At 69.8% G+C, this 19,866-nt stretch carries 16 protein-coding genes and 2 pseudogenes; 13 read left to right on the top strand and 5 right to left on the bottom strand.

The annotated features are described in order from the left end of the window. The first annotated feature begins 276 nt into the window (after positions 1 to 276). Entirely contained in the window at positions 277 to 576 is a 300-nt protein-coding gene (locus tag VS93_RS18730) for a DUF4193 domain-containing protein (protein WP_046471204.1), read from the top strand. Positions 577 to 758: 182 nt separating this feature from the next. Then, positions 759 to 1,574, top strand: coding sequence for a hypothetical protein (locus VS93_RS18725; protein ID WP_082127008.1), 816 nt, complete (start codon positions 759 to 761; stop codon positions 1,572 to 1,574). A 106-nt stretch (positions 1,575 to 1,680) separates the two neighbouring features. Here the strand turns inward: VS93_RS18725 and VS93_RS18720 are convergent, their stop codons facing one another. Continuing rightward, the gene (locus VS93_RS18720; RefSeq protein WP_046471203.1) at positions 1,681 to 1,959 is read right to left on the bottom strand and encodes a DUF4235 domain-containing protein; all 279 of its coding nucleotides are present in this window, start codon (positions 1,957 to 1,959) and stop codon (positions 1,681 to 1,683) included. Between the two features lie 196 nt (positions 1,960 to 2,155). Between VS93_RS18720 and valS the strand changes: the two are divergent. The 3 genes and pseudogenes from valS to VS93_RS18705 all read left to right on the top strand — a co-directional run bounded on the left by valS (position 2,156) and on the right by VS93_RS18705 (position 6,087). After that, positions 2,156 to 4,746: pseudogene (gene valS / locus VS93_RS18715) on the top strand (valine--tRNA ligase). 121 nt (positions 4,747 to 4,867) lie between these two features. After that, positions 4,868 to 5,311 (top strand): dUTP diphosphatase, encoded by a 444-nt coding sequence (gene dut, locus VS93_RS18710; protein ID WP_394298833.1) that lies wholly within the window; start codon positions 4,868 to 4,870, stop codon positions 5,309 to 5,311. Positions 5,312 to 5,367: 56 nt separating this feature from the next. Beyond that, positions 5,368 to 6,087, top strand: coding sequence for a DUF3710 domain-containing protein (locus VS93_RS18705; protein WP_046471201.1), 720 nt, complete (start codon positions 5,368 to 5,370; stop codon positions 6,085 to 6,087). A gap of 234 nt (positions 6,088 to 6,321) precedes the next feature. Here the strand turns inward: VS93_RS18705 and VS93_RS18700 are convergent, their stop codons facing one another. After that, entirely contained in the window at positions 6,322 to 7,422 is a 1,101-nt protein-coding gene (locus tag VS93_RS18700; protein ID WP_046471200.1) for a serpin family protein, read from the bottom strand. 257 nt (positions 7,423 to 7,679) lie between these two features. Between VS93_RS18700 and VS93_RS18695 the strand changes: the two genes are divergently transcribed. Further along, positions 7,680 to 8,474, top strand: coding sequence for a DUF3159 domain-containing protein (locus VS93_RS18695; RefSeq protein WP_046471199.1), 795 nt, complete (start codon positions 7,680 to 7,682; stop codon positions 8,472 to 8,474). 90 nt (positions 8,475 to 8,564) lie between these two features. Here the strand turns inward: VS93_RS18695 and VS93_RS18690 are convergent, their stop codons facing one another. Both VS93_RS18690 and VS93_RS18685 read right to left on the bottom strand, forming a co-directional pair. Beyond that, a complete protein-coding gene (locus tag VS93_RS18690) occupies positions 8,565 to 9,248 on the bottom strand; it encodes a potassium channel family protein (RefSeq protein WP_046471198.1) in 684 nt (227 codons plus the stop codon). After that, positions 9,249 to 9,932, bottom strand: a complete 684-nt coding sequence (locus tag VS93_RS18685; protein WP_046471197.1) for a potassium channel family protein — start codon at positions 9,930 to 9,932, stop codon at positions 9,249 to 9,251. Positions 9,933 to 10,238: 306 nt separating this feature from the next. Between VS93_RS18685 and VS93_RS18680 the strand changes: the two genes are divergently transcribed. From VS93_RS18680 to VS93_RS18660, 6 genes are all read left to right on the top strand, one after another. Next, positions 10,239 to 11,531, top strand: a complete 1,293-nt coding sequence (locus tag VS93_RS18680) for a class I SAM-dependent RNA methyltransferase (RefSeq protein WP_046471196.1) — start codon at positions 10,239 to 10,241, stop codon at positions 11,529 to 11,531. 156 nt (positions 11,532 to 11,687) lie between these two features. Then, positions 11,688 to 12,620, top strand: coding sequence for an LLM class F420-dependent oxidoreductase (locus tag VS93_RS18675; RefSeq protein ID WP_046471195.1), 933 nt, complete (start codon positions 11,688 to 11,690; stop codon positions 12,618 to 12,620). Between the two features lie 306 nt (positions 12,621 to 12,926). Continuing rightward, a complete protein-coding gene (locus tag VS93_RS18670; protein WP_173434329.1) occupies positions 12,927 to 15,758 on the top strand; it encodes an aconitate hydratase in 2,832 nt (943 codons plus the stop codon). A gap of 209 nt (positions 15,759 to 15,967) precedes the next feature. Continuing rightward, entirely contained in the window at positions 15,968 to 16,108 is a 141-nt protein-coding gene (locus VS93_RS29345; RefSeq protein ID WP_156184918.1) for a hypothetical protein, read from the top strand. Positions 16,109 to 16,167: 59 nt separating this feature from the next. After that, entirely contained in the window at positions 16,168 to 16,839 is a 672-nt protein-coding gene (locus VS93_RS18665; RefSeq protein WP_046471193.1) for a potassium channel family protein, read from the top strand. 85 nt (positions 16,840 to 16,924) lie between these two features. Beyond that, a complete protein-coding gene (locus VS93_RS18660; RefSeq protein WP_046471192.1) occupies positions 16,925 to 17,491 on the top strand; it encodes a thioredoxin family protein in 567 nt (188 codons plus the stop codon). Between the two features lie 167 nt (positions 17,492 to 17,658). On the opposite strand, the gene VS93_RS18655 is transcribed toward VS93_RS18660, so the two are convergent. Then, positions 17,659 to 18,576, bottom strand: coding sequence for a sugar-binding transcriptional regulator (locus tag VS93_RS18655; RefSeq protein WP_236700609.1), 918 nt, complete (start codon positions 18,574 to 18,576; stop codon positions 17,659 to 17,661). 209 nt (positions 18,577 to 18,785) lie between these two features. On the opposite strand from VS93_RS18655, the pseudogene VS93_RS18650 reads away from it, so the two are divergent. Beyond that, a pseudogene (locus VS93_RS18650) lies at positions 18,786 to 19,788 on the top strand (zinc-dependent alcohol dehydrogenase family protein). Positions 19,789 to 19,866: the final 78 nt, after the last annotated feature.

The following is a 19,866-nucleotide window of genomic DNA, read 5'->3' as shown; positions in this document are numbered from 1 at the left end:
AGAGAACCCGCGCTCGATCGGTGTGAGGGAAGACTGCGGAAATAGGTCGGAATCCTTCGGGCGTTGGGTAGCACATGACAAGGAGCCGATCCGCGGCGCGCGGCGCAGCGGCCGCGTTCGGTCACTCTGTGCTGCCATCCGGTGCGACGACACCGGGGAGGGGTCACAGTCCACTTACGCCACCGGAATTTTCCGACCGATTCGGGCACAAGATGCGGCGCTCAAGCGTTACACCCGCGCAACGAGGCATAGAACGAGGGGGATGGAGCAAGCAGTATGGCCACCGACTACGACAGCCCGCGTAAGACCGACGAAGATATCAACGAGGACAGCCTTCAAGAGCTGCAGGCACGTCGGGTGGACAAGGGCACTAGCACGATTGACGTCGACCCTGACGAAGTAGCGGAGGGGATGGAGCTTCCTGGGGCCGATCTCTCCGGCGAGGAGCTCGCCGTACGGGTTCTGCCGCGCCAGGCCGACGAGTTCACCTGTTCTCGTTGCTTCCTGGTACACCACCGCAGCCAGCTCGCCGAGGAGCGGAACGGGCAGCTCGTCTGCAAGGAGTGCGCTGCCTGAAACCGGCGTCTCCCTCTCCCGCTGCCTCGACGGTCGGCGTGCCACAGCGTGTGATGCGTCCCCGCTGCCGGGGGCGCATCATTGTGCAGGAGGTGGGAAGCGGGAGCCGGGGCAGCCGCCCGTCCTCCGCGGCCCGGGTCGTCTAGGTTGTGAGTGAGGGGCGATAGGGGAAGGGAAGAGGCATGTCCCGCAGCAGGCACGGCGATAACGGTACCCGTGGCGAGGAAGGGGCCACCCCCGCCGAACAGCAGCCCGCCGAGAGGCGTGCGGACGTCGGGAAGCTCGTGGGCCGCATCGTCAGCGACGACGGCGGCGATCCGCGGCGCAGCGCGCAGCTGCTCGGGCGGCTCGCCCGGGCCCTGGCCGGCAGCGCCCGCGCCGCCGGGGTCAAGGGGGCGGCCGGAGGCCGCTGGCTCACGGACCTGTTCGCCGATGAGATCGCCCCGCGCGTACCGGTGCGCGATCGCGAGACACTGCGCCGCCACCACAACGGCCTGGACGGCGATGAGTTGGCCGACACGCTGGTGCGCAACGCCGCCCGTGCGACCACCGTGGTCGGCGCGGCCGGCGGAGCCCTGGCAGCCGTGCAGCTCGCCGCGCCTCCGCTGCTGCTCACGGCGCCCGCGAAAATCGCGGCTGAGACCGTCGTGGTCGCCGCCATCGAGGTGAAGCTCATCGGCGAGCTGCACGAGACCTACGGTGCGCAGCCGCTGGGTTCGGGGGTGCAGCGCGGCTCCGACTACCTGATGGCATGGGTCAGAAAACGCGGGGTCGACCGCGTGCAGGTGGGCGACTCCCTGGCCATCGTGCTGGGCGCTGGGGCGAAGGCCGCGCTGCGCAGGCGTCTGATGCACGTGATGGGCCGGCACCTCTCGACGCTCGGCCCCTACCTGACCGGCGCCGTGGCCGGAGGAGCGCTCAACCGCGCCGCGACGATCGCGCTGGCCGGTTCCGTACGCGCCGACCTGCGCGCTGTCGAGCTGCCCGCCGGCCGGTGACCGAGGCGTGCGTCGGAGCGCGCGAAGAGAACGGGACGCCGTTCCGGGGGGCGTCCCGTGGTCCTCTTCGACGGGCGCGGACCAGGGACCGCGACCGCGTTCGCGCTTACGCCTCACCGATCTCGCGGTGCCTCCGCGGCCGCATCCGCTTGTAAGCGGCGCGTACCGCCAGTACCCGCGCGACCTCCATGCCCACGCCGGTCAGCACCGCCCAGCCCAGGGCCTCCCCGAGACTGACGTCCAGAGACTCCGGTTCGGTCGGCGGCTCCTTGCCGGTCGCCCGCGTCCAGGCGAAGGTCAGGACTTTGCGTGCCGCGTACCCGGCGGCGAGGGCGGCCACGCCGCCGACGATCTGCGCGGCGAGCTCACCTTCCTTTTTTGCCATGTGATCGATCGCTTTCCTTGTCGTCGGTGATGTTGGAAGGGGCTGGCCGAAATACTGCCATGCATTGTCGACCGGCCACAGCCGCCGCGGCCCGCGGGTGTCGTGCCGACGCGCGGCCGAAGACCGCGGATCCACAAGTTGGCAAGTTGGCGAGAACCAGGAGCGATCACGCTCGCAGAGCCAATACCATTAGCCCATGACCAACCGCTCTCGTTCCTTCCGCGTGCCCGACAAGCCCTCGCTCGACGGTATCGAGGCGAAATGGGTCGACGTATGGGACGAGTCCGGCGTCTACCATTTCGACCGCACCAAGAGCCGCGACGAGATCTTCTCGATCGATACCCCGCCGCCCACGGTGTCGGGGACGCTGCACATCGGCCACGTGTTCTCCTACACGCACACCGACACCGTCGCCCGCTTCCAGCGCATGCGCGGCAAGTCGGTTTTCTACCCGATGGGCTGGGACGATAACGGCCTGCCCACCGAGCGCCGAGTGCAGAACTACTACGGCGTCCGCTGCGACCCGTCGATCGCCTACGACCCGGACTTCTCCCCGCCCGCGAAACCCGACCCCAAGAAACCGCTCTCGATCTCCCGTGGGAACTTCATCGAGCTGTGCGACCGGCTCACCGTCGAGGACGAGAAAGTCTTCGAACACATCTGGCGCAGGCTCGGTCTGAGCGTCGACTGGCGCTACACCTACGCCACGATCGACGACGACTCCCGGAGGGTCGCCCAGCGCGCGTTCCTGCGCAACCTGGCGCGCGGTGAGGCCTACATGTCCGAGGCCCCCACGCTGTGGGACGTCACCTTCCGCACCGCCGTCGCCCAGGCGGAACTGGAGGACAGGGAGCGCCCCGGCGCCTACCACCGGATCGCCTTCCACCGCACCGACGGCGACTCCGGGACGGGAGGCGGCACCGTCCAGATCGAGACGAGCCGTCCCGAGCTGCTGCCCGCCTGTGTCGCGCTTGTCGCGCATCCCGACGACGAGCGTTACGCCGGCCTGTTCGGCCGCACCGTCCGCACGCCCGTCTTCGGCGTCGAGGTCCCGGTCAAGGCGCACCACATGGCCGACCCCGAAAAGGGCACCGGCATCGCGATGATCTGTACTTTCGGTGACGTCACCGACGTCACCTGGTGGCGCGAGCTGCAGTTGGAGACCCGTCCCGTGGTCGGCTGGGACGGCCGGGTCGTCACCGAGCCGCCGCAGGGCGTCGACTCCGAGGAGGGCCGGGCGGCCTACGGCAGGCTCGCCGGCGCCACGGTCCACACCGCGCGCGAGCGCATGGTCGAGATGCTGCGCGAGTCCGGTGAGCTCCTCGGCGAGCCCATGCCCATCACCCACCCGGTGAAGTTCTACGAGAAGGGCGACAAGCCCCTGGAGATCGTCACCACCCGGCAGTGTACATCAGCAACGGCGGCCGCGACACCGGTGTCCGCGACGCCCTGCTGGCCCGAGGCCGGGAGCTCACCTGGTACCCCCCGCACATGCGGCCCCGTTACGAGAACTGGGTCGAGGGGCTCAACGGCGACTGGCTGATCAGCCGCCAGCGGTTCTTCGGGGTTCCCTTCCCCGTCTGGTATCCGCTGGACGCCGACGGCAACCCCCGCTACGGCACCCCCATCGTGCCCGACGAGGCGGCGCTTCCCGTCGACCCCAGTTCCGAGGCGCCGGCCGGCTACACCGAGGACCGGCGCGGCCTTCCGGGCGGCTTCATCGGCGATCCCGATGTCATGGACACCTGGGCCACCTCCTCCCTTACGCCGCAGATCGCCGGCGGCTGGGAGCGCGACGACGACCTGTTCCAGCGGGTCTTTCCGATGGACGTGCGCCCGCAGGGCCAGGACATCATCCGGACATGGCTGTTCTCCACGGTCGTCCGCTCGCACTTCGAGCACGGCGGGCTGCCCTGGCACCGCGCCACCATCTCCGGTTTCATCCTCGACCCCGACCGCAAGAAGATGTCGAAGTCGCGGGGCAACGTCGTCACCCCGATCGACCTGCTGGAGAAGTACAGCTCCGACGCCATCCGCTACTGGGCGGCCAGCGGTCGGCTGGGCACCGACACCGCGCTGGACGAAGGGCAGATGAAGGTCGGCCGCCGGCTGTCCATCAAGATCCTGAACGCCAGCAAGTTCGCCCTGTCGGTCGCCGGCGACGAGGCTTCGGAGGACCCGCGCACGGTCACCGAACCGCTGGACCGCGCCATGCTGGCCGCGCTCGCCGACGTCGTCGAGGAGGCCACCACGGCGTTCGACGACTTCGACCACACGCGGGCCCTGGAGCGCGCCGAGCGGTTCTTCTGGGAGTTCTGCGACGACTACCTGGAGCTGGTCAAGGCCCGCGCATACGACACGGGGTCCGAGGGCTCGGCGTCGGCGCGGGCGGCCCTGCTGATCGCGCTGTCCACGTTGAACCGACTGTTCGCGCCCTTCCTGCCGTTCGTCGCCGACGAGGTCTGGTCCTGGTGGCGCGAGGGCTCCGTGCACGGTGCCTCCTGGCCGGAGGCCACCGAACTCCGCACAGCGGCACAGGGCGGCGACCCCGGAGTGCTCGCGGCCACCTCCGAGGTGCTGCGGGCGATCCGGAAGGCCAAGTCCGAGGCGAAGCTGTCGATGCGCGCCGATGTCGAGCACGTCGTCGCACGCGGCAAGAACGTCGAGAGCGCGCGTGTCGCGCGCGGTGACATCGCGGCCGCCGGCCGCGCCTCGACGCTGGACTTCGAGATCACCGGCGACTCCGAACTGCGGGTCGAGGTCACCCTGCCGGAAGCGGCCGGATAAGCCGGGGTCGGTCCAACGGGGCGCCCCGTTGGACGCAGTGTCGGGTGGTGTCGACGTCCCGGAGGGGGAGCCGGTCGCGATAAGCTCACGAAATGTGAGTAGCGATTCCCCTGACGGCGCGGTGGAGATCCAGGTCCGCCGCATCGATCCCCGCCTGCCTCTTCCGGAGTATGCGCATCCGGGCGACGCCGGAGCCGACCTCGTCACCGCCGAGGACATCGTGCTCGAGCCCGGCGGGCGCGCAACAGTGGGCACCGGTGTCGCGATCGCGCTGCCCGAAGGCTACGCCGCGTTCGTGCACCCCCGATCAGGCCTGGCGGCGCGGTGCGGCCTTACCCTCGTCAACGCTCCCGGTACGATCGACGCCGGATACCGCGGCGAGATCCGGGTGACCCTGATCAACACGGACTCGCGGACACCGGTCAAGCTGGCGCGCGGGGACAGGATCGCCCAGCTGGTCATCCAGCGGGTCGAACGGGCGGTCTTCCGCGAGGTGGACGCGCTCCCGGAGTCCATGCGCGGAACGGGCGGCTTCGGCTCCACCGGCGGCCACGCAGCGCAGTGATGACGATCATGCTCCCCGGCCACACTGGGGACGACCAAGCGGGAGAGGTGTAAGGCGTGTTCGGACGCCGGAACAAGAAGAGCCAGCAGGACGGCGCCGCCGGCGACGTTGAGGCCGTCGCACAGCCGTCGGGGGCGCCGGAACCGAACAAGAACGAGGACAGATACCGGGTCCAGGGGCCGTGGGATGCGGCGGAGGACGCGCCGGAGGTGTCCCGGCTCGACCTCGGCAGTATCCGCGTCCCGGTGGAGCAGGGTATCGAGGTCCAGATCAACGTTGCGCAGAAGCAGCAGAAGATCATCGGTGTCACCCTCGTCAGCGGTAAGAGCGCCATCCAGGTGCAGCCGTTCGCCGCGCCGAAATCCAGCGGCCTGTGGGACGAGATGCGCGAGGAGCTGCGCGGTCAGGTCACCGGGCAGGGCGGCAAGGTCGAGGACTTCGACGGCACGTTCGGTCCGGAACTTCGGGCGGTCATCCCGGTCGAGGGCAAGAAGAACGAGCAGGGGCAGCAGCTCGGCCAGCGGGTGCGGTTCATCGGCGTCGACGGCCCGCGCTGGATCCTGCGTGGTGTGGTCCGCGGTGAGGGCGCGAGCAAGCCCGAGGTCATGGCGCAGATCGAGGAGATCTTCCAGAAGATCGTGGTGGTGCGCGGAGAACAGCCGGTCCCGCCGCGGGATCTGCTGGAGATCAAGGTTCCGCCGGAGATCCAGAAGTCGATGGAGACCGCCAAGAAGGCGCAGCAGTCCCAGGAAGAGGCCGATGCGGGGAGCGACTGACCTCCTGCGCCGATCGTGAGCGAATCGGGTCCTCCCGGCGATGGGAGGGCCCGGTCTTGTCTCGACGGCCCGCACGGCCAACGTAGAAATCTACGTTGTAAAGGCAGCGGTGCGCGAGCTCCGCCTTACCGGGGGGTACGCCTTCGCCGCACAGCGTGCCCCCGCCGATTCCGGTAACGCCCGATCGGACGGCGCCGGTCCGTGCGTGTCGGCCCGCGGTGACCGGTGCCGTTGTCACTTGGCGGGGCCCGGATCCTCCGGATCGGCCACGACTCCGAGGAAGAGGATGGCCTCGCGGCGGCGGAGCACGAAGGTGAAGGGGCGGTCGGCGGTGAACACCACGGGCTTGGACGGGGTGAACGCCGCGGTCCGCATGATCACGGCGGTCGCGGCGGCACCTTCGGCGCCTTTCTCGTCGACGCGCAGCCGCGCCTGGTGGACCACCTCGTCGATGAGGAGCGGGCGTTCGGAGATGCCGCCGAAATCGGCCTGAGAGGTGAAGCAGGTGCGTACACCCACGTCGGTCAGTGCGCCGGACAACTGCGCGCGGTGCGTGAGTTCGAACCGCGGCAGCGCGAGGTCCACCTCGGTGGGGGAGGCGGCCCGCTGCAACTCGGTGAGCGTCTGCGGTGCCAGCTCCGCGCCTGGATGATCCTCATCGGGCAGCAGCACGTCCAGCACCAGGTCGTGGTCTCCTTCGAGGGAGACCATCCGCCATCCGCGGGTCTGCGCGTACGGGATCTGCCCCCGGCGGCGCATCATCGGCACCCGGCGGGTCCCGGTCGGGGCGTGGAAGTCTTTCCGGGCGGTTTTGTCGGTCTCGAACGGCTTCTGCCACTGCAGCCGGACCCAGAGCGCGTTGACCAGCAGTGCCTGGGTGCGCGATTGCACCGTGCCCGGGGAGAGCAGATCGCTGATCAGGCCGTTGGTCACTTTGGCGACCTCGGCGTTGATGGTCCGCCGGACCCCGTCGGGGTCGCCGGGGAAGTCGGCCGTGTACACACCGGAGTCGGGACGGGCGCGCACGGTGGCCTCGAACTCCGGGCGGAGCGGAAGGTCGTCGCGGAGCCACAGCCCGGTGCTCGTGGCCAGTTCCGGACCGGAGGCCACGGCGTCGTCCAGAGCGGCCAGGTGCGCCTCCAGGTCCCCGCCGAGCAGCCCGGTGAGTTCCTCGCGGGTCGCGCCTCTGGCGCCCGTGGCCACCAGCCCCAGCGCGCACGCCACCGAGTAGGGCGACCACACCAGTCCGGACCGCCCGGAGCCGGACATCTGGGCGTGCAGCCGCAGCGCGAAGCCGAGGTGGTCGGGCCGGAGCGAAACAGACGGAACAGCCATGGTGTTCTCCTCGCCGAGAGCCGTGCGCTCTGGGCGCCAGCTTAGGTACCCGGGTCCGCGATGTCATGGATGCGACGTCATCGGGGTGGTTCGGACGGTCCGGCCGCCCCACCCGGCGAAACGTGCCGGCCGACCTCGAAGTCACGCGGAGGGCAGCGCCGTTGCCCTAGGCTGGACGGCAGAGCGCACATCGCAACCGAGCAGTTCAGCGGTTGCCGGATCAACGGGCCGCGGGCTCGAACACCAGCGGGAGCAGCATGACCGACCAGCACCGGTCCGCCGGCGCGGCCGACGGCGACGCCGAAACCCCATCGTCCACACTGCCGGGTGGCGATGCCGGAAAGGACGGACCGGCCGCAGAGGAGGTGTCGGAGCACACCGTCGAAGCCGTCGTCCGGGCGCAGCTGTCCAAGGCGCTGGGCGGCAAGCGGGGCATGGTCGAGGCGGCGGTCCCGACAGTGGCTTTCACGCTCAGTTATCTGATCAGCCAGGAGCTCAGGCTCGCACTGGGACTGGGGATCGCCGCTGCGGTGCTGTTGGCCGCCGTCCGGCTGGCGCAGCGCTCTTCGGTGCAGTTCGTCGTGAACAGCCTCTTCGGTATCGCTATCGCCGCGGTATTCGCGCTGCGCAGCGGGGACGCCGAAGACGCGTTCCTGCCGGGCATCATCTACAACGCGGTGTACGCCGCGGTGCTCATACTGACCATCCTCATCCGCTGGCCCGCCGTCGGGCTGCTCATCGGTGCGGTCACCGGCGATCCCACCGGTTGGCGGGAGAACCGCGCCGTGGTCAAACTCAGCTCCCAGCTGACGTGGCTGCTGGTGCTCCCGTGCCTGATCCGGGTCGCGGTGCAGTACCCGTTGTGGGCGGCCGCCAAGCACGGGGTCGCCGACACGTTCGCCCTGCTCGGAATCGCCAAGATCGGTATGGGCTGGCCGCTCCAGGTGGCGGTGCTGGCGGTGATGGTCTGGCTGCTGGCGCGCGGGCGCACGCCGGTGGAACCCGGGACACTGTCCCCGGACAAGGGATCCCTGGACGGCAGGCAGAGCTGAACGACCCGCGCCCCTGCGCGTGCGGGGACCGCGGGACCGGTGCTGGCCGGACCACCCCGCGCAGGTCCGGCCCCGGCGGACGAACGCCCCTCAGCGGGGCTGGTGGGCGCCGGGCACCAGGATCCCGCCGAGTTCCTGCACCGATTCGGCGCTGCTGAGGAACACCAGCTCGTCGCCCGGCTCCAGGACGGTCTCCGGCGCGGGAGGACGGACCCGCCCCTCGCGGACGACCGCCACCAGGACGATGTCCTCCGGAAGGTCGGGAACCAGCTCCCGGACCGGACGGCCCACGTGGGCGCCGTCCTCGGGCAACGTGAACTCCAACAGGTCGGTGTCCGGCAGCGACATCAGCGCCATCGCCTCACCGGCCTCGTTCATGCCGGTCGACTCCTCCACCAGGGCGGCGATCAGCCGCGGCGGCGACACCGCGACGTCCACTCCCCACGCCTCGGTGAACAGCCACTCGTTCGACGGGTCGTTGATCCGCGCGACCACCCGCGGCACCCCGAACACCGTCTTGGCGAGCAGAGAGACCACCAGGTTGGCCTTGTCATCGCTGCTCGCGGCGACGACGGCGCCGAACTCACCGAGCCGGGCGTCCTCCAGTGAGGACAGTTCGCAGGCATCGGCGAGCAGCCACTCCACGTTCGGCAGTTCGTCGAGTCCGATTGCGCGGGAATCCCGGTCGATCAGTAGTACCTCGTGTCCGCTGCCGGTCAGCTCGGCCGCGATGGAACGCCCCACGCTGCCCGCCCCGGCGATAGCGACCCGCATCTAAACCCCGTTCCCCTCGCTGTCGTACATGCGCAGCCGCGCCTGGACGGCCTGGATCTCGTCACTTCGAGCGAGCACATGCAGTACGTCGCCGGCGCGAAGCGTCTCGTCGCTGCGCGGCAGCAGGATCTCGCCGGCCCGGGCCAGGTAGGCCACGCGCAGCGGAAGGGCGGCTTCGAGCTGCTCGATCCGCCGGTCCACCCATGCGGAGGAGAGCGGCGCCTCGGTCATGACCAGACTCCCCGAAGGGTCGCGCCACAGCGGTCCACTGTCCAACCCGGGGCCGCCGGGGACCAACCAGCGCAGGATGGTGTCGGCGGTCCAATGGACGGTTCCCACAGTGGGGATGCCGAGCCGCTGGTAGACCTCGGCGCGCCGGGGATCGTAGATCCGCGCCACGACGTGTTCGACTCCGAACGTCTCGCGCGCCACCCGGGCCGAGATGATGTTGGAGTTGTCTCCGCTGCTCACCGCGGCGAACGCGGAAGCGTCCTCGATACCGGCCGAGACGAGCACGTCGCGGTCGTGCCCGAGCCCGGCCACCGCGGTCTTGGCGGTGCTGGAACGCAGCCGCCGGAACGCGTCGGGGTCCTGATCGATCACGGCAACCGTGTGGCCCATGTCCTCCAGCGTGTGCGCGAGCGTGGACCCCACCCGCCCGCAGCCCAATATGACAACGTGCACTGGTCATCCGCTCCTGTGAATCCACGCTCGGCCAACGGGCCACGCATCTTGGACGTGTGCCCCCAGGCGAAGGTATACCCAACCGGCCGCGCCCAACCGGATCGGTCCGAAGAGTGTGGACGCCGCCCGCCGCGGCCGTGTGTCCCCGGTCGACGCGGGTCCGTTGGCGCGTTCCGTCCGGGGCCCGTACCCTCGCAGGGGCTTTGCGGGGGTCCGGCTCGGTTAGAGTGGCCGCAGACGGGTGGTGGCTGCGCCGGGTCACCCGAATGGCGCCCGAGTAGTCCCGTCCGCCTGAGGAGGTCCCCAATGAGCCGTGGTGTTTCCGCGGATCCCGCAGCCGGAAGCCGGGTCGGCGCCCGGCTGGAACTGCGCGTCGAGAACGTCGCCCACGGCGGGTGGTGCGTGGGGCGCCACGACGAGCAGGTGGTCTTCGTCCGGCACGCGCTGCCGGGTGAACGCGTGCGGGCGCTGGTGACCGAGGAGACGAAGCGCTTCCTGCGCGCCGATGCCGTGGAGATCCTGGAGGCCTCACCGGAGCGCGTGCAGCCGCCGTGCCCGTTCGCCGGGCCCGGCGGATGCGGCGGATGCGACTGGCAGCACGCCTCGCTGGAAGCGCAGCGCCGGATCAAGGGGGACGTGCTCGCCGACCAGCTCCGGCGTATCGCCGGGATCGACCGCGAGGTCCGGGTCGAGGAGCTGCCGGGCACGCCCGACGGGCTCGGTTGGCGCACCCGGGTCAGGTTCGCCGTCGGCGGTGACGGCCGGCCCGGTTTCCGCCGGCACCGCTCGCACGAGATCGAACCGGTCGACGAGTGCGCCATCGCCCACCCCGACGTGAACCGGATCGGGATCCCCGGGCTGCGGTGGGACGGCGTCAGCGAAGTCGAGGCGGTCACATCCGGTTCCTGCGCCGACACCGCGGTCGTCGTCACCCCGCGCGGTGCGAAGCTGCCGCTCCTGCCCACCCCCAAGGCGTCTGCGGCGGTGCTGCGCCGCTTCAAGGGAGGCCGGACCCAGCCGGTTCGGGGGCGGCGCGGGGTCCGCGAGACCGTTGGCGAGCGGGAGTACCGCGTCGACGCCGGAGGGTTCTGGCAGGTGCATCCGGCCGCGGCCGGTGTGCTGAGCGACGCGGTGCTGGAGGCTCTGCGGCCGGAGCCCGGCGAGACCGCGCTCGACCTGTACTGCGGGGCCGGACTGTTCGCCGGCGCGCTTGCCGACGCGGTGGGCCCCGAGGGCCGCGTGCTGGGTGTGGAGGCCAATGCCGAAGCGGTGCGCGACGCCCGGCACAACCTGCGCGACGCCCCCTGGGCGCGGGTGGAGCGGGCCGATGTCGCCGCGCAGCTCAGGGAGTGGGTCGACATGCGGGTGGACATCGCCGTGGTCGATCCGCCGCGGGCCGGAGTGGGTGAGGCCGTCGCCGAGCAGCTGGCTGAGCTGCGGAACCGGCGGGTCGCCTACGTCTCGTGCGATCCGGCCACGCTCGCCCGCGACCTGGCGACCTTCGTCAAGGCGGGCTATGAGTTGGTGGGACTGCGCGCCTTCGACTCCTTCCCGATGACGCACCATGTCGAGTGCGTGGCGACCCTGGCCCGGGAGTAGGCGCTGCCCGAGGGGCGTGTGACCGGTCGGCGTTCAAGTTGGTGCCGCCGACCCCGAGCGGCCGGAAGGCCGTGCGCGGGGTGAGGGTCCGGCCGCGGTAGACGGCACACGCGTTCCGGTTACGCGATTTCGTTCAGCAGTAGAACAATAGGTCCTATGCGTCTGAGGATTTTCACCGAACCGCAGCAGGGCGCCGCCTACGGCACCCTGCTTTCAGTGGCCAGGGCCGCCGAGGAGCTCGGTTACGATGCTTTCTTCCGTTCCGACCACTACCTGAAGATGGGGGCCGTCGACGGTCTTCCCGGGCCCACCGACGCCTGGATCACCCTGGCCGGGCTCGCGCGCGAAACCTCCCGGATCCGCCTGGGCACGCTGATGACCGCGGCGACGTTCCGCCACCCCGGTCCGCTGGCGATCAGCGTCGCGCAGGTCGACCAGATGAGCGGTGGCCGGGTGGAGTTCGGATTCGGCGCGGGATGGTACGAGGAGGAGCACACCGCCTACGGGATCCCCTTCCCTGTTTCGGCCCGCGAGCGGTTCGAACGGTACGAGGAGCAGTTGGACGTCGTCACGGGACTGTGGGCCACCCCGCGGGGGGAGACGTTCCGCTACGAAGGGCGGCACTACCGCCTCGTCGACGGACCGGCGCTGCCGAAGCCCGAGCAGTCACCGCGCCCGCCGGTCCTTCTCGGGGGCACCGGCCCGAAACGCACACCGCGGCTCGCCGCGGCGCACGCCGACGAGTACAACGTGCCGTTCCGTTCGGTCACCGAGACAGCGGCGGCGTTCGAACGCACTCGCCTGGCGGTGAAGAGCGCCGGCCGCACCGAGCCGATGCGCTACTCCGCGGCGCAGGTACTGTGCTGCGGCCGCGACGATGCCGAGGTCGCCCGCAGGGCCGAGGCGATCGGTCGCGACGTCGCGGAGCTGAAGGAGAACGGTTTGGCGGGCAGCCCGGCCGAGGTGGTCGACAGGATCGGCCGTTTCTCCGAGATCGGGGCCGAGCGGCTGTACCTTCAGGTCCTCGACCTGGCCGACCTGGACCACCTGGAACTGGTGGCGTCGCAAGTGGCGCCGCAGGTCCGCTAGCCGGGTGCGTCCGGGGAACGCGGCGGGGCGGCGCCGCCCCGATAACTTGATATCGAGATACACGTTCGATAGCTTGACATCGAGATAACAGGCGAGATGAATCACTGAGCGTGTGAGGTTGACCGCCAACGGGTGTTCCGGCTGGCACGATGTAGTCGGAAGGGGCGCCCAGCCGAAGCTGCGGCCGGGGGCGCTGTGGCCGGTCAAGGCCGCTCCGAGTAGCGTCGGGAGTGGGTGGGCCACGCTTTTCGGGGCGATCTCGTAAGGGCAGCCTCAGTGATGTCCCGGCACCGCCACTGCGGGAGGATGCCGGAGAGAAAGTGGCGAGATCAGGAGGCAAACACCGTGTCCGCGAACAGCTTCGGCAGCCGTGACACGCTCCGCGTTGGTGGCGAATCGTATGAGATCTTCCGTTTGGACGCCGTCGAGGGCGCCAAGCGGCTTCCCTACAGCCTGAAGGTGCTGCTGGAGAACCTCCTGCGCACCGAGGACGGCCAGAACGTCACCGCCGAGCACATCCGCGCCCTCGGGAACTGGGACCCTGCGGCCAAGCCGAGCCAGGAGATCCAGTTCACCCCCGCGCGGGTCATCATGCAGGACTTCACCGGCGTCCCCTGCGTGGTGGACCTCGCGACCATGCGCGAGGCCGTCAACGCACTGGGCGGCGATCCCGACAAGATCAACCCGCTCGCCCCCGCCGAGTTGGTCATCGACCACTCCGTCGTGGTCGACCTCTTCGGCCGCCCGGACGCCTTCGAGCGCAATGTCGAGCTCGAGTACGAGCGCAACCACGAGCGCTACAAGTTCCTGCGCTGGGGCCAGACGGCCTTCGACGAGTTCAAGGTGGTCCCGCCGGGAACCGGAATCGTGCACCAGGCCAACATCGAGCACCTGGCCCGCGTCACCATGAACCGCAACGGCCAGGCATACCCCGACACCTGCGTGGGCACGGACTCCCACACCACCATGCAGAACGGCCTGGGCATCCTGGGGTGGGGCGTCGGCGGCATCGAGGCCGAGGCCGCCATGCTCGGCCAGCCGATCTCGATGCTCATCCCGCGCGTCGTCGGGTTCAAGCTCACCGGCCGGCTCAACCCCGGCACCACGGCCACCGACCTCGTGCTCACCATCACCGAGATGCTGCGCGACCACGGCGTGGTCGGTAAGTTCGTCGAGTTCTACGGTGATGGCGTCGCCTCGGTGCCGCTGGCGAACCGGGCCACCATCGGCAACATGAGCCCGGAGTTCGGGTCCACCGCGGCGATCTTCCCGGTCGACGACGAGACCATCCGGTACATGAAGCTGACCGGCCGCAGCGACGCCCAGACCGGCCTTGTCGAGGCCTACGCCAAGGAGCAGGGCCTCTGGCACGATCCCGCACACGAGCCGGCCTTCTCCGAATACCTGGAACTGGACCTGAGCGATGTGGTTCCGTCCGTCGCCGGTCCCAAGCGCCCGCAGGACCGGATCGCCCTGTCGGAGGCCAAGCCGACATGGCGCAAGAACGTGCGCGACTACGTGCACGACGACGGCATCGAGAACGGTGTGGACGAGGCCTCCGCCGAGTCCTTCCCCGCCTCGGACTCTCCCGCGGTCTTCACCACCGGCAACAACGGTGGCGGCGCGGCGAGCCACACCACCGCGCAGCTGGGCCGCCGGCCGAACAAGCCGGTGAAGGTCACGCTCTCCGACGGCACCGAGACCGAGGTCGACCACGGTTCCGTGGTGATCGCGGCGATCACCTCCTGCACCAACACCTCCAACCCTTCGGTCATGCTCGGCGCCGCCCTGCTGGCCAAGAAGGCGGTGGAGAAGGGACTGTCCCGCAAGCCGTGGGTGAAGACGTCGCTGGCGCCCGGCTCCAAGGTCGTGACCGACTACTACGAGCGTTCCGGCCTCACGCCCTACCTGGACAAGCTCGGCTTCAACCTGGTCGGGTACGGCTGCACCACCTGCATCGGGAACTCCGGGCCGCTACCCGAGGAGATCTCCAAGGCGGTCCAGGAGAACGACCTCGCCGTCACCTCGGTGCTCTCCGGCAACCGGAACTTCGAAGGCCGGATCAACCCCGACGTCAAGATGAACTACCTGGCGTCGCCGCCGCTCGTCGTGGCCTACGCCCTGGCCGGGTCCATGGACGTCGACATCACCACCGAACCGCTGGGCACCGGCGCCGACGGCGAGCCGGTCTACCTCGCCGACATCTGGCCCTCGCCCCAGGAGATCGAGGAGGTCATCGACTCCGCGATCGCCACGGACATGTACCAGAACGCCTACTCCGACGTGTTCGCCGGCGATGAGCGGTGGCGTTCGCTGCCCACTCCGACCGGCAACACCTTCGAGTGGGACGACGAGTCGACCTACGTGCGCAAGCCCCCGTACTTCGAGGGCATGCGCGAGGAGCCGGCCCCGGTCGAGGACATCGTCTCCGCGCGCGTCCTGGCCAAGCTCGGCGACTCGGTCACCACCGACCACATCTCACCGGCCGGTGCGATCAAGCCGGACACCCCGGCGGGCCAGTACCTGCGCCGGCACGGGGTCGAACGCAAGGACTTCAACTCCTACGGTTCGCGGCGCGGCAACCACGAGGTGATGATCCGCGGCACCTTCGCCAACATCCGGCTGCGCAACCAGCTCGCACCGGGCACCGAGGGCGGCTACACCCGCGACTTCACCCAGGGCGACGGCGCCGACGCGCCGGTGACGTTCATCTACGACGCCGCGCAGAACTACGCCGCCCAGGGCACGTCGCTGGTGGTGCTCGGCGGCAAGGAGTACGGGTCCGGGTCCTCGCGGGACTGGGCCGCCAAGGGCACCCGTCTGCTGGGGGTCCGCGCGGTCATCACCGAGTCCTACGAGCGCATCCACCGCTCGAACCTCATCGGTATGGGTGTGCTGCCCCTGCAGTTTCCGCAGGGCTCCTCGGCCGACTCCCTCGGCCTGACCGGTGAGGAGATCTTCTCCATCGTCGGCGTCACCGAGCTCAACAAGGGCCGCATCCCCGAAACGGTGCGGGTGAGCACCAACACCGGGGTCACCTTCGACGCCGATGTGCGCATCGACACTCCGGGCGAGGCCGACTACTACCGCAACGGCGGCATCCTGCAGTACGTGCTCCGCCAGCTGCTCTCGAAGTAGCCGCCCGCCTCACCCGGACGACAGACCCCGCTCGGGCCCATCAGCCTGAAGAGCGGCCTAGAAGCGCCGCCGCGCCCAACAGGCGCGGCGGCGCTTTGCGGTGGTTTCGCGCCTGCGGTTGCGGGAGAGGTCCGTGGGTAGCGTGCCCGCTCGTCCGCGTTACCGCACGAGCGCGGCGGGCAGACACCGACAACCCTAAGGAGGTCCGCGTGGGTTCGACGCCGCTGGCGGCCGCGCGCCGCCCGGCAGCCGCCGCGTGCATCGCCGCACTCGCGGCGTTCGGGCTGGCGGCCTGCGAGGACACGGGCGCCGACAGCCCGGCCACAGAGCGGGACAACGGCGGTTACTGAACTCTCCCGGCGGCGGTCGGTCCCATGCCGCCCGAATCGTCGTGTAAGGGGAGGCGTCGATGAAGCGCCGCTGGAACCTCGGGGCCTTCCTGATGGTCCTGATCCTGCTGCAGTTCGGCTTCCCGGTGACGCTTTACGGCGACTGGTGGACCGGGCTCTACATGCTGCTGTACGCCTGGATGGTCGTGTCCGGGATCCTCACCGTGCGTGACGAGCGGGATCGTCTGGTGCCGTTGCTCGTCATCACCCCGGTCTTCCTGGTGTTCGGGATATGGGTGGCGTTCGACCAGCAGAACGAGGACGCGCGCCTGGGCATGCTCGTCTCGCTGGGCCTCTTCCAGGTCGGTCTGGCGTACTCGCTGGGGAAGTTCATCTTCCGCAGGAGCGGGGCGCCTGGGGCGGACCTGATCCAGGCGGCCGTCTGCGTCTACCTGCTCATCGGCGGCGTGTTCGCCGCCGTCTTCAGCTCGATGGAGATCCTGTGGCAGGGGAGTTTCCAGGACACGGTGCATCCGGAGACCTACCTCGCGTGGCAGCAGCTCACCTACTTCAGCTACGTCACCCAGGCCACGCTGGGGTACGGCGACATACTGCCGGTCCACCCGTGGGCCCGTTCCCTGGCCGCCCTCCAGGCAGTGGGCGGGACTCTGTTCCTCGCCACGGTGATCGCGCGGATCGTCGGGGCCTACGTGGCGAAGCAGGGCACAGATGAGGAGAGACCGCACGAGTGAGCCCGGAACGGCCGATACCGGGCGCGCACGGGCCGGCTCTGTAGCGGCACGCACCCACGGGCGAGGTATGTGCAAGACTCGTGGCATGGCAGTTGATTCGTTTATGGTCGCTCTGGGCACGCCCGCCCCTGATTTCGCCCTGCCGTCCGTCGAGGGCGAAACGATGTCTCTCGAAGACTTCGCCGGCGCTCCCGCGCTACTGGTGGTCTTCATGTCCAACCACTGCCCCTATGTGCGCAGGATCGAGGACGGCATCGGCGCGGTGGCGGCCGAGTACCGCGGCAGAGGGCTGGCGACCGTCGCGATCTGCAGTAACAATGTCGACACCCATCCCGATGACGGCGCCGAGCACCTCGCCGAGCAGGTCAAGCGCGCCGGCTTCGCGTTCCCCTACCTGGTGGACGAGACCCAGGAGGTCGCCAAGGCCTACCGCGCCGCCTGCACCCCGGATTTCTTCCTCTACGACGGGCAGCGCAGGCTGGCCTACCGGGGCGAGTTCGACGGAGCCCGGCCGAGCAACGACCTGCCCGCCGATGGTGCGAGCCTGCGGGCCGCGCTCGACGCGGTTCTCGCGGGGCGCGCGGCACCGGAACCGCAGAACCCCAGCATGGGATGCGGAATCAAGTGGAAACCCGGAAACGAGCCCGGCTGATCCGCCGGTGCTCCAAGAGACCAGCGGCCGCCCGCGTCCGCGCGGGCGGCGCAGCGGTGGACTTCCAGGCCGGTTACCGCCGGTCCTCGGGTCCGACCGCAGCGGCGGGCGGGGGAGCGCCGCCGGTACCGGGATCGGGGACTCCGTGAACGGCGCCGCGGTCCCTGTCAGCCCCCGACCAGCCGCCTGGCCACGGCGGCGTCGGTGACCAGCGTCGAGACCAGGCCGGAGCGCAGGACGATGTCGATCGCCTCCACCTTCTCCTCACCCGCGGCCATCGCGATCACCTCAGGCACCTGGCGCAACTCCTCGGTGCTGATTGTCAGCACGCGGTCGGTGAGGTCGGTGCGCACCTCCTGGCCCTCGGCGTCGAACAGGTGCGTCGACATCTCCGCTCGGACGCCGAGGTCGCGGTAGGCCTTGCGGGTCACCGGGTCCAGCGCGTCGTACACCGTGGACAGGTCCTCCTCCCAGGCCCCGATCGACACGACGGCCTTGGTGAGCCGGCTGAACCAGCTGAACGCGGTAGCGATCCCGGGATCCGCGCGCAGCGCTTGCGCCGTATCCGGATCGGGCAGGATCAGGGGCGCGTAGATCGGATACGCGGTACCGCCGGACAGCTCCGCGGCGCGCTTCACGGTCTCGACCGCTCCCCGCGACGGGACGCGCTGCGAGTAGACACCGTTGATCTGCACGGTCGTGCAGCGAGGCAGCCGGGTGAGCGCCTGCAGGACCACGTTGAGCGTCCGCCCCCACGCCAGCCCGAGCACGTCGCCGTCCTCCACGATCTCGGTGAGCAGGTCCGCGGCCACCGTTCCGATCTGGCTTCGCAGGTTGTCCGGGCTGTCGGAGACGGTCCGGACCACGATCGCCCGCTTCAGCCCGTACGCCGTCTGAAGGGCGCCGGACAGCTCAGCGTCGATCTGTCCAGGAACCCGGATGTCGATCCGGACGATACCGGCCTCGCGGGCCAGATCGAGGATCCGGGCGACCTTGAACCGGCTCAGCCCGAACTCTTCGGCGATCTCCACCTTGGACCGCCCCTCGAGGTAGAAGCGCCGGGCGACATTCGCCGCCATGAGCAGCTCAGCGGGCCCTCTGACCTGCTGACCCTCGGTGCCGGAGTGGGGCGGTGAGGTGTCGTCGTGCTGCCGCATATCTCCTCTGCTCATCTGAGGTTACTCGTGCTCATTATGCAAATCATACGTTGACATGCCGTTGCGCGGGCGCTTCAATGTGATTGATCAAGTGAGTGTGTCATCGCTCATATGAGCGAATATTGTGGGGAGTTTCGGTGCGCGTAGCAATAGTCGAGAAACCCGGTGAAGTGGGAACCGGTGCACGGCCGGTGCCGAGCCCTGGGCCCGGGTATGTGCTCGTCAAGGTCGGCGCGTGCGGTATCTGCGGTACCGACCTGCACATCGCCGACGGGGAGTTCCCCCCAGCCCGTACCCACTCGTCCCGGGACACGAGTTCAGCGGTGAGGTCGTCGAGCTCGGACCCGCCGCCCCGGGAGACCTCCAGCCCGGTGACCGCGTCGCGGTCGACCCCTCGCTCTTCTGCGGCTACTGCGATGCCTGCAGCGCCGGACGCGGCAACCTCTGCGGCAACTGGGGCGCCATCGGCGACACAGTCGACGGGGCCTTCGCCGAGTACGTGAGCGTCCCGGCGGTCAACTGCCACCGGATTCCGGAGTCGATGTCCTTCCAGGAGGGAGCCCTCATCGAGCCGCTCTCCTGCGCGGTGCACGGGTTACGCCGCGTCGGCGTGCAGCCGGGAGAGGAGTTCCTGCTGGCCGGGGCCGGAACCATGGGGCTGCTGCTACAGCAGCTGCTGCAGCGCGGGGGCGCGCGCGTCACCATGGTCGACCACAACACCGAGCGCCTCGCCATCGCCCGCACCCTCGGCGCCCAGGCCACCGCCACCAGCGTCGACGAACTCGACGGCGCGCGTTTCGACGCCGCGGTCGACGTCACCGGCGCGCCACCGGCGATGGAGGCGGCGCTGGACGCGCTGCGGAGGGGCGGCCGGTTCCTCGTCTTCGGCGTGGCACCGGAGGACGCCCGGATCAGCCTCTCGCCGTTCCGCGTGTACAACGATGAGATCACTCTCGTCGGCTCGATGGCGGTGCTGAACAGTTTCCGGGCCGCACGGGACCTGCTGGCCTCCGGGGAGATCGAAACCGCTCCGCTGCTCACCCACGCTCTCCCGCTCGACCGGTACCCCGAGGCGCTCGACCTCATGCGGGGCGGAGCGGGGTGAAGATCCAGATCGTCCCGAACGCGGCGGGGAACTGAGCGCGCGACACCGACAGCGCGCGCCACGGGCCTACGGGGCCGGAGCGCCGCGGCCGGCCGGAGCGCCACCGCCGGCTG

The sequence above is a fragment of the Allosalinactinospora lopnorensis genome, assembly GCF_000981225.1.
Classification (GTDB): Bacteria; Actinomycetota; Actinomycetes; order Streptosporangiales; family Streptosporangiaceae; genus Allosalinactinospora; species Allosalinactinospora lopnorensis.
This window is presented reverse-complemented; position numbering and strand designations above follow the sequence as displayed.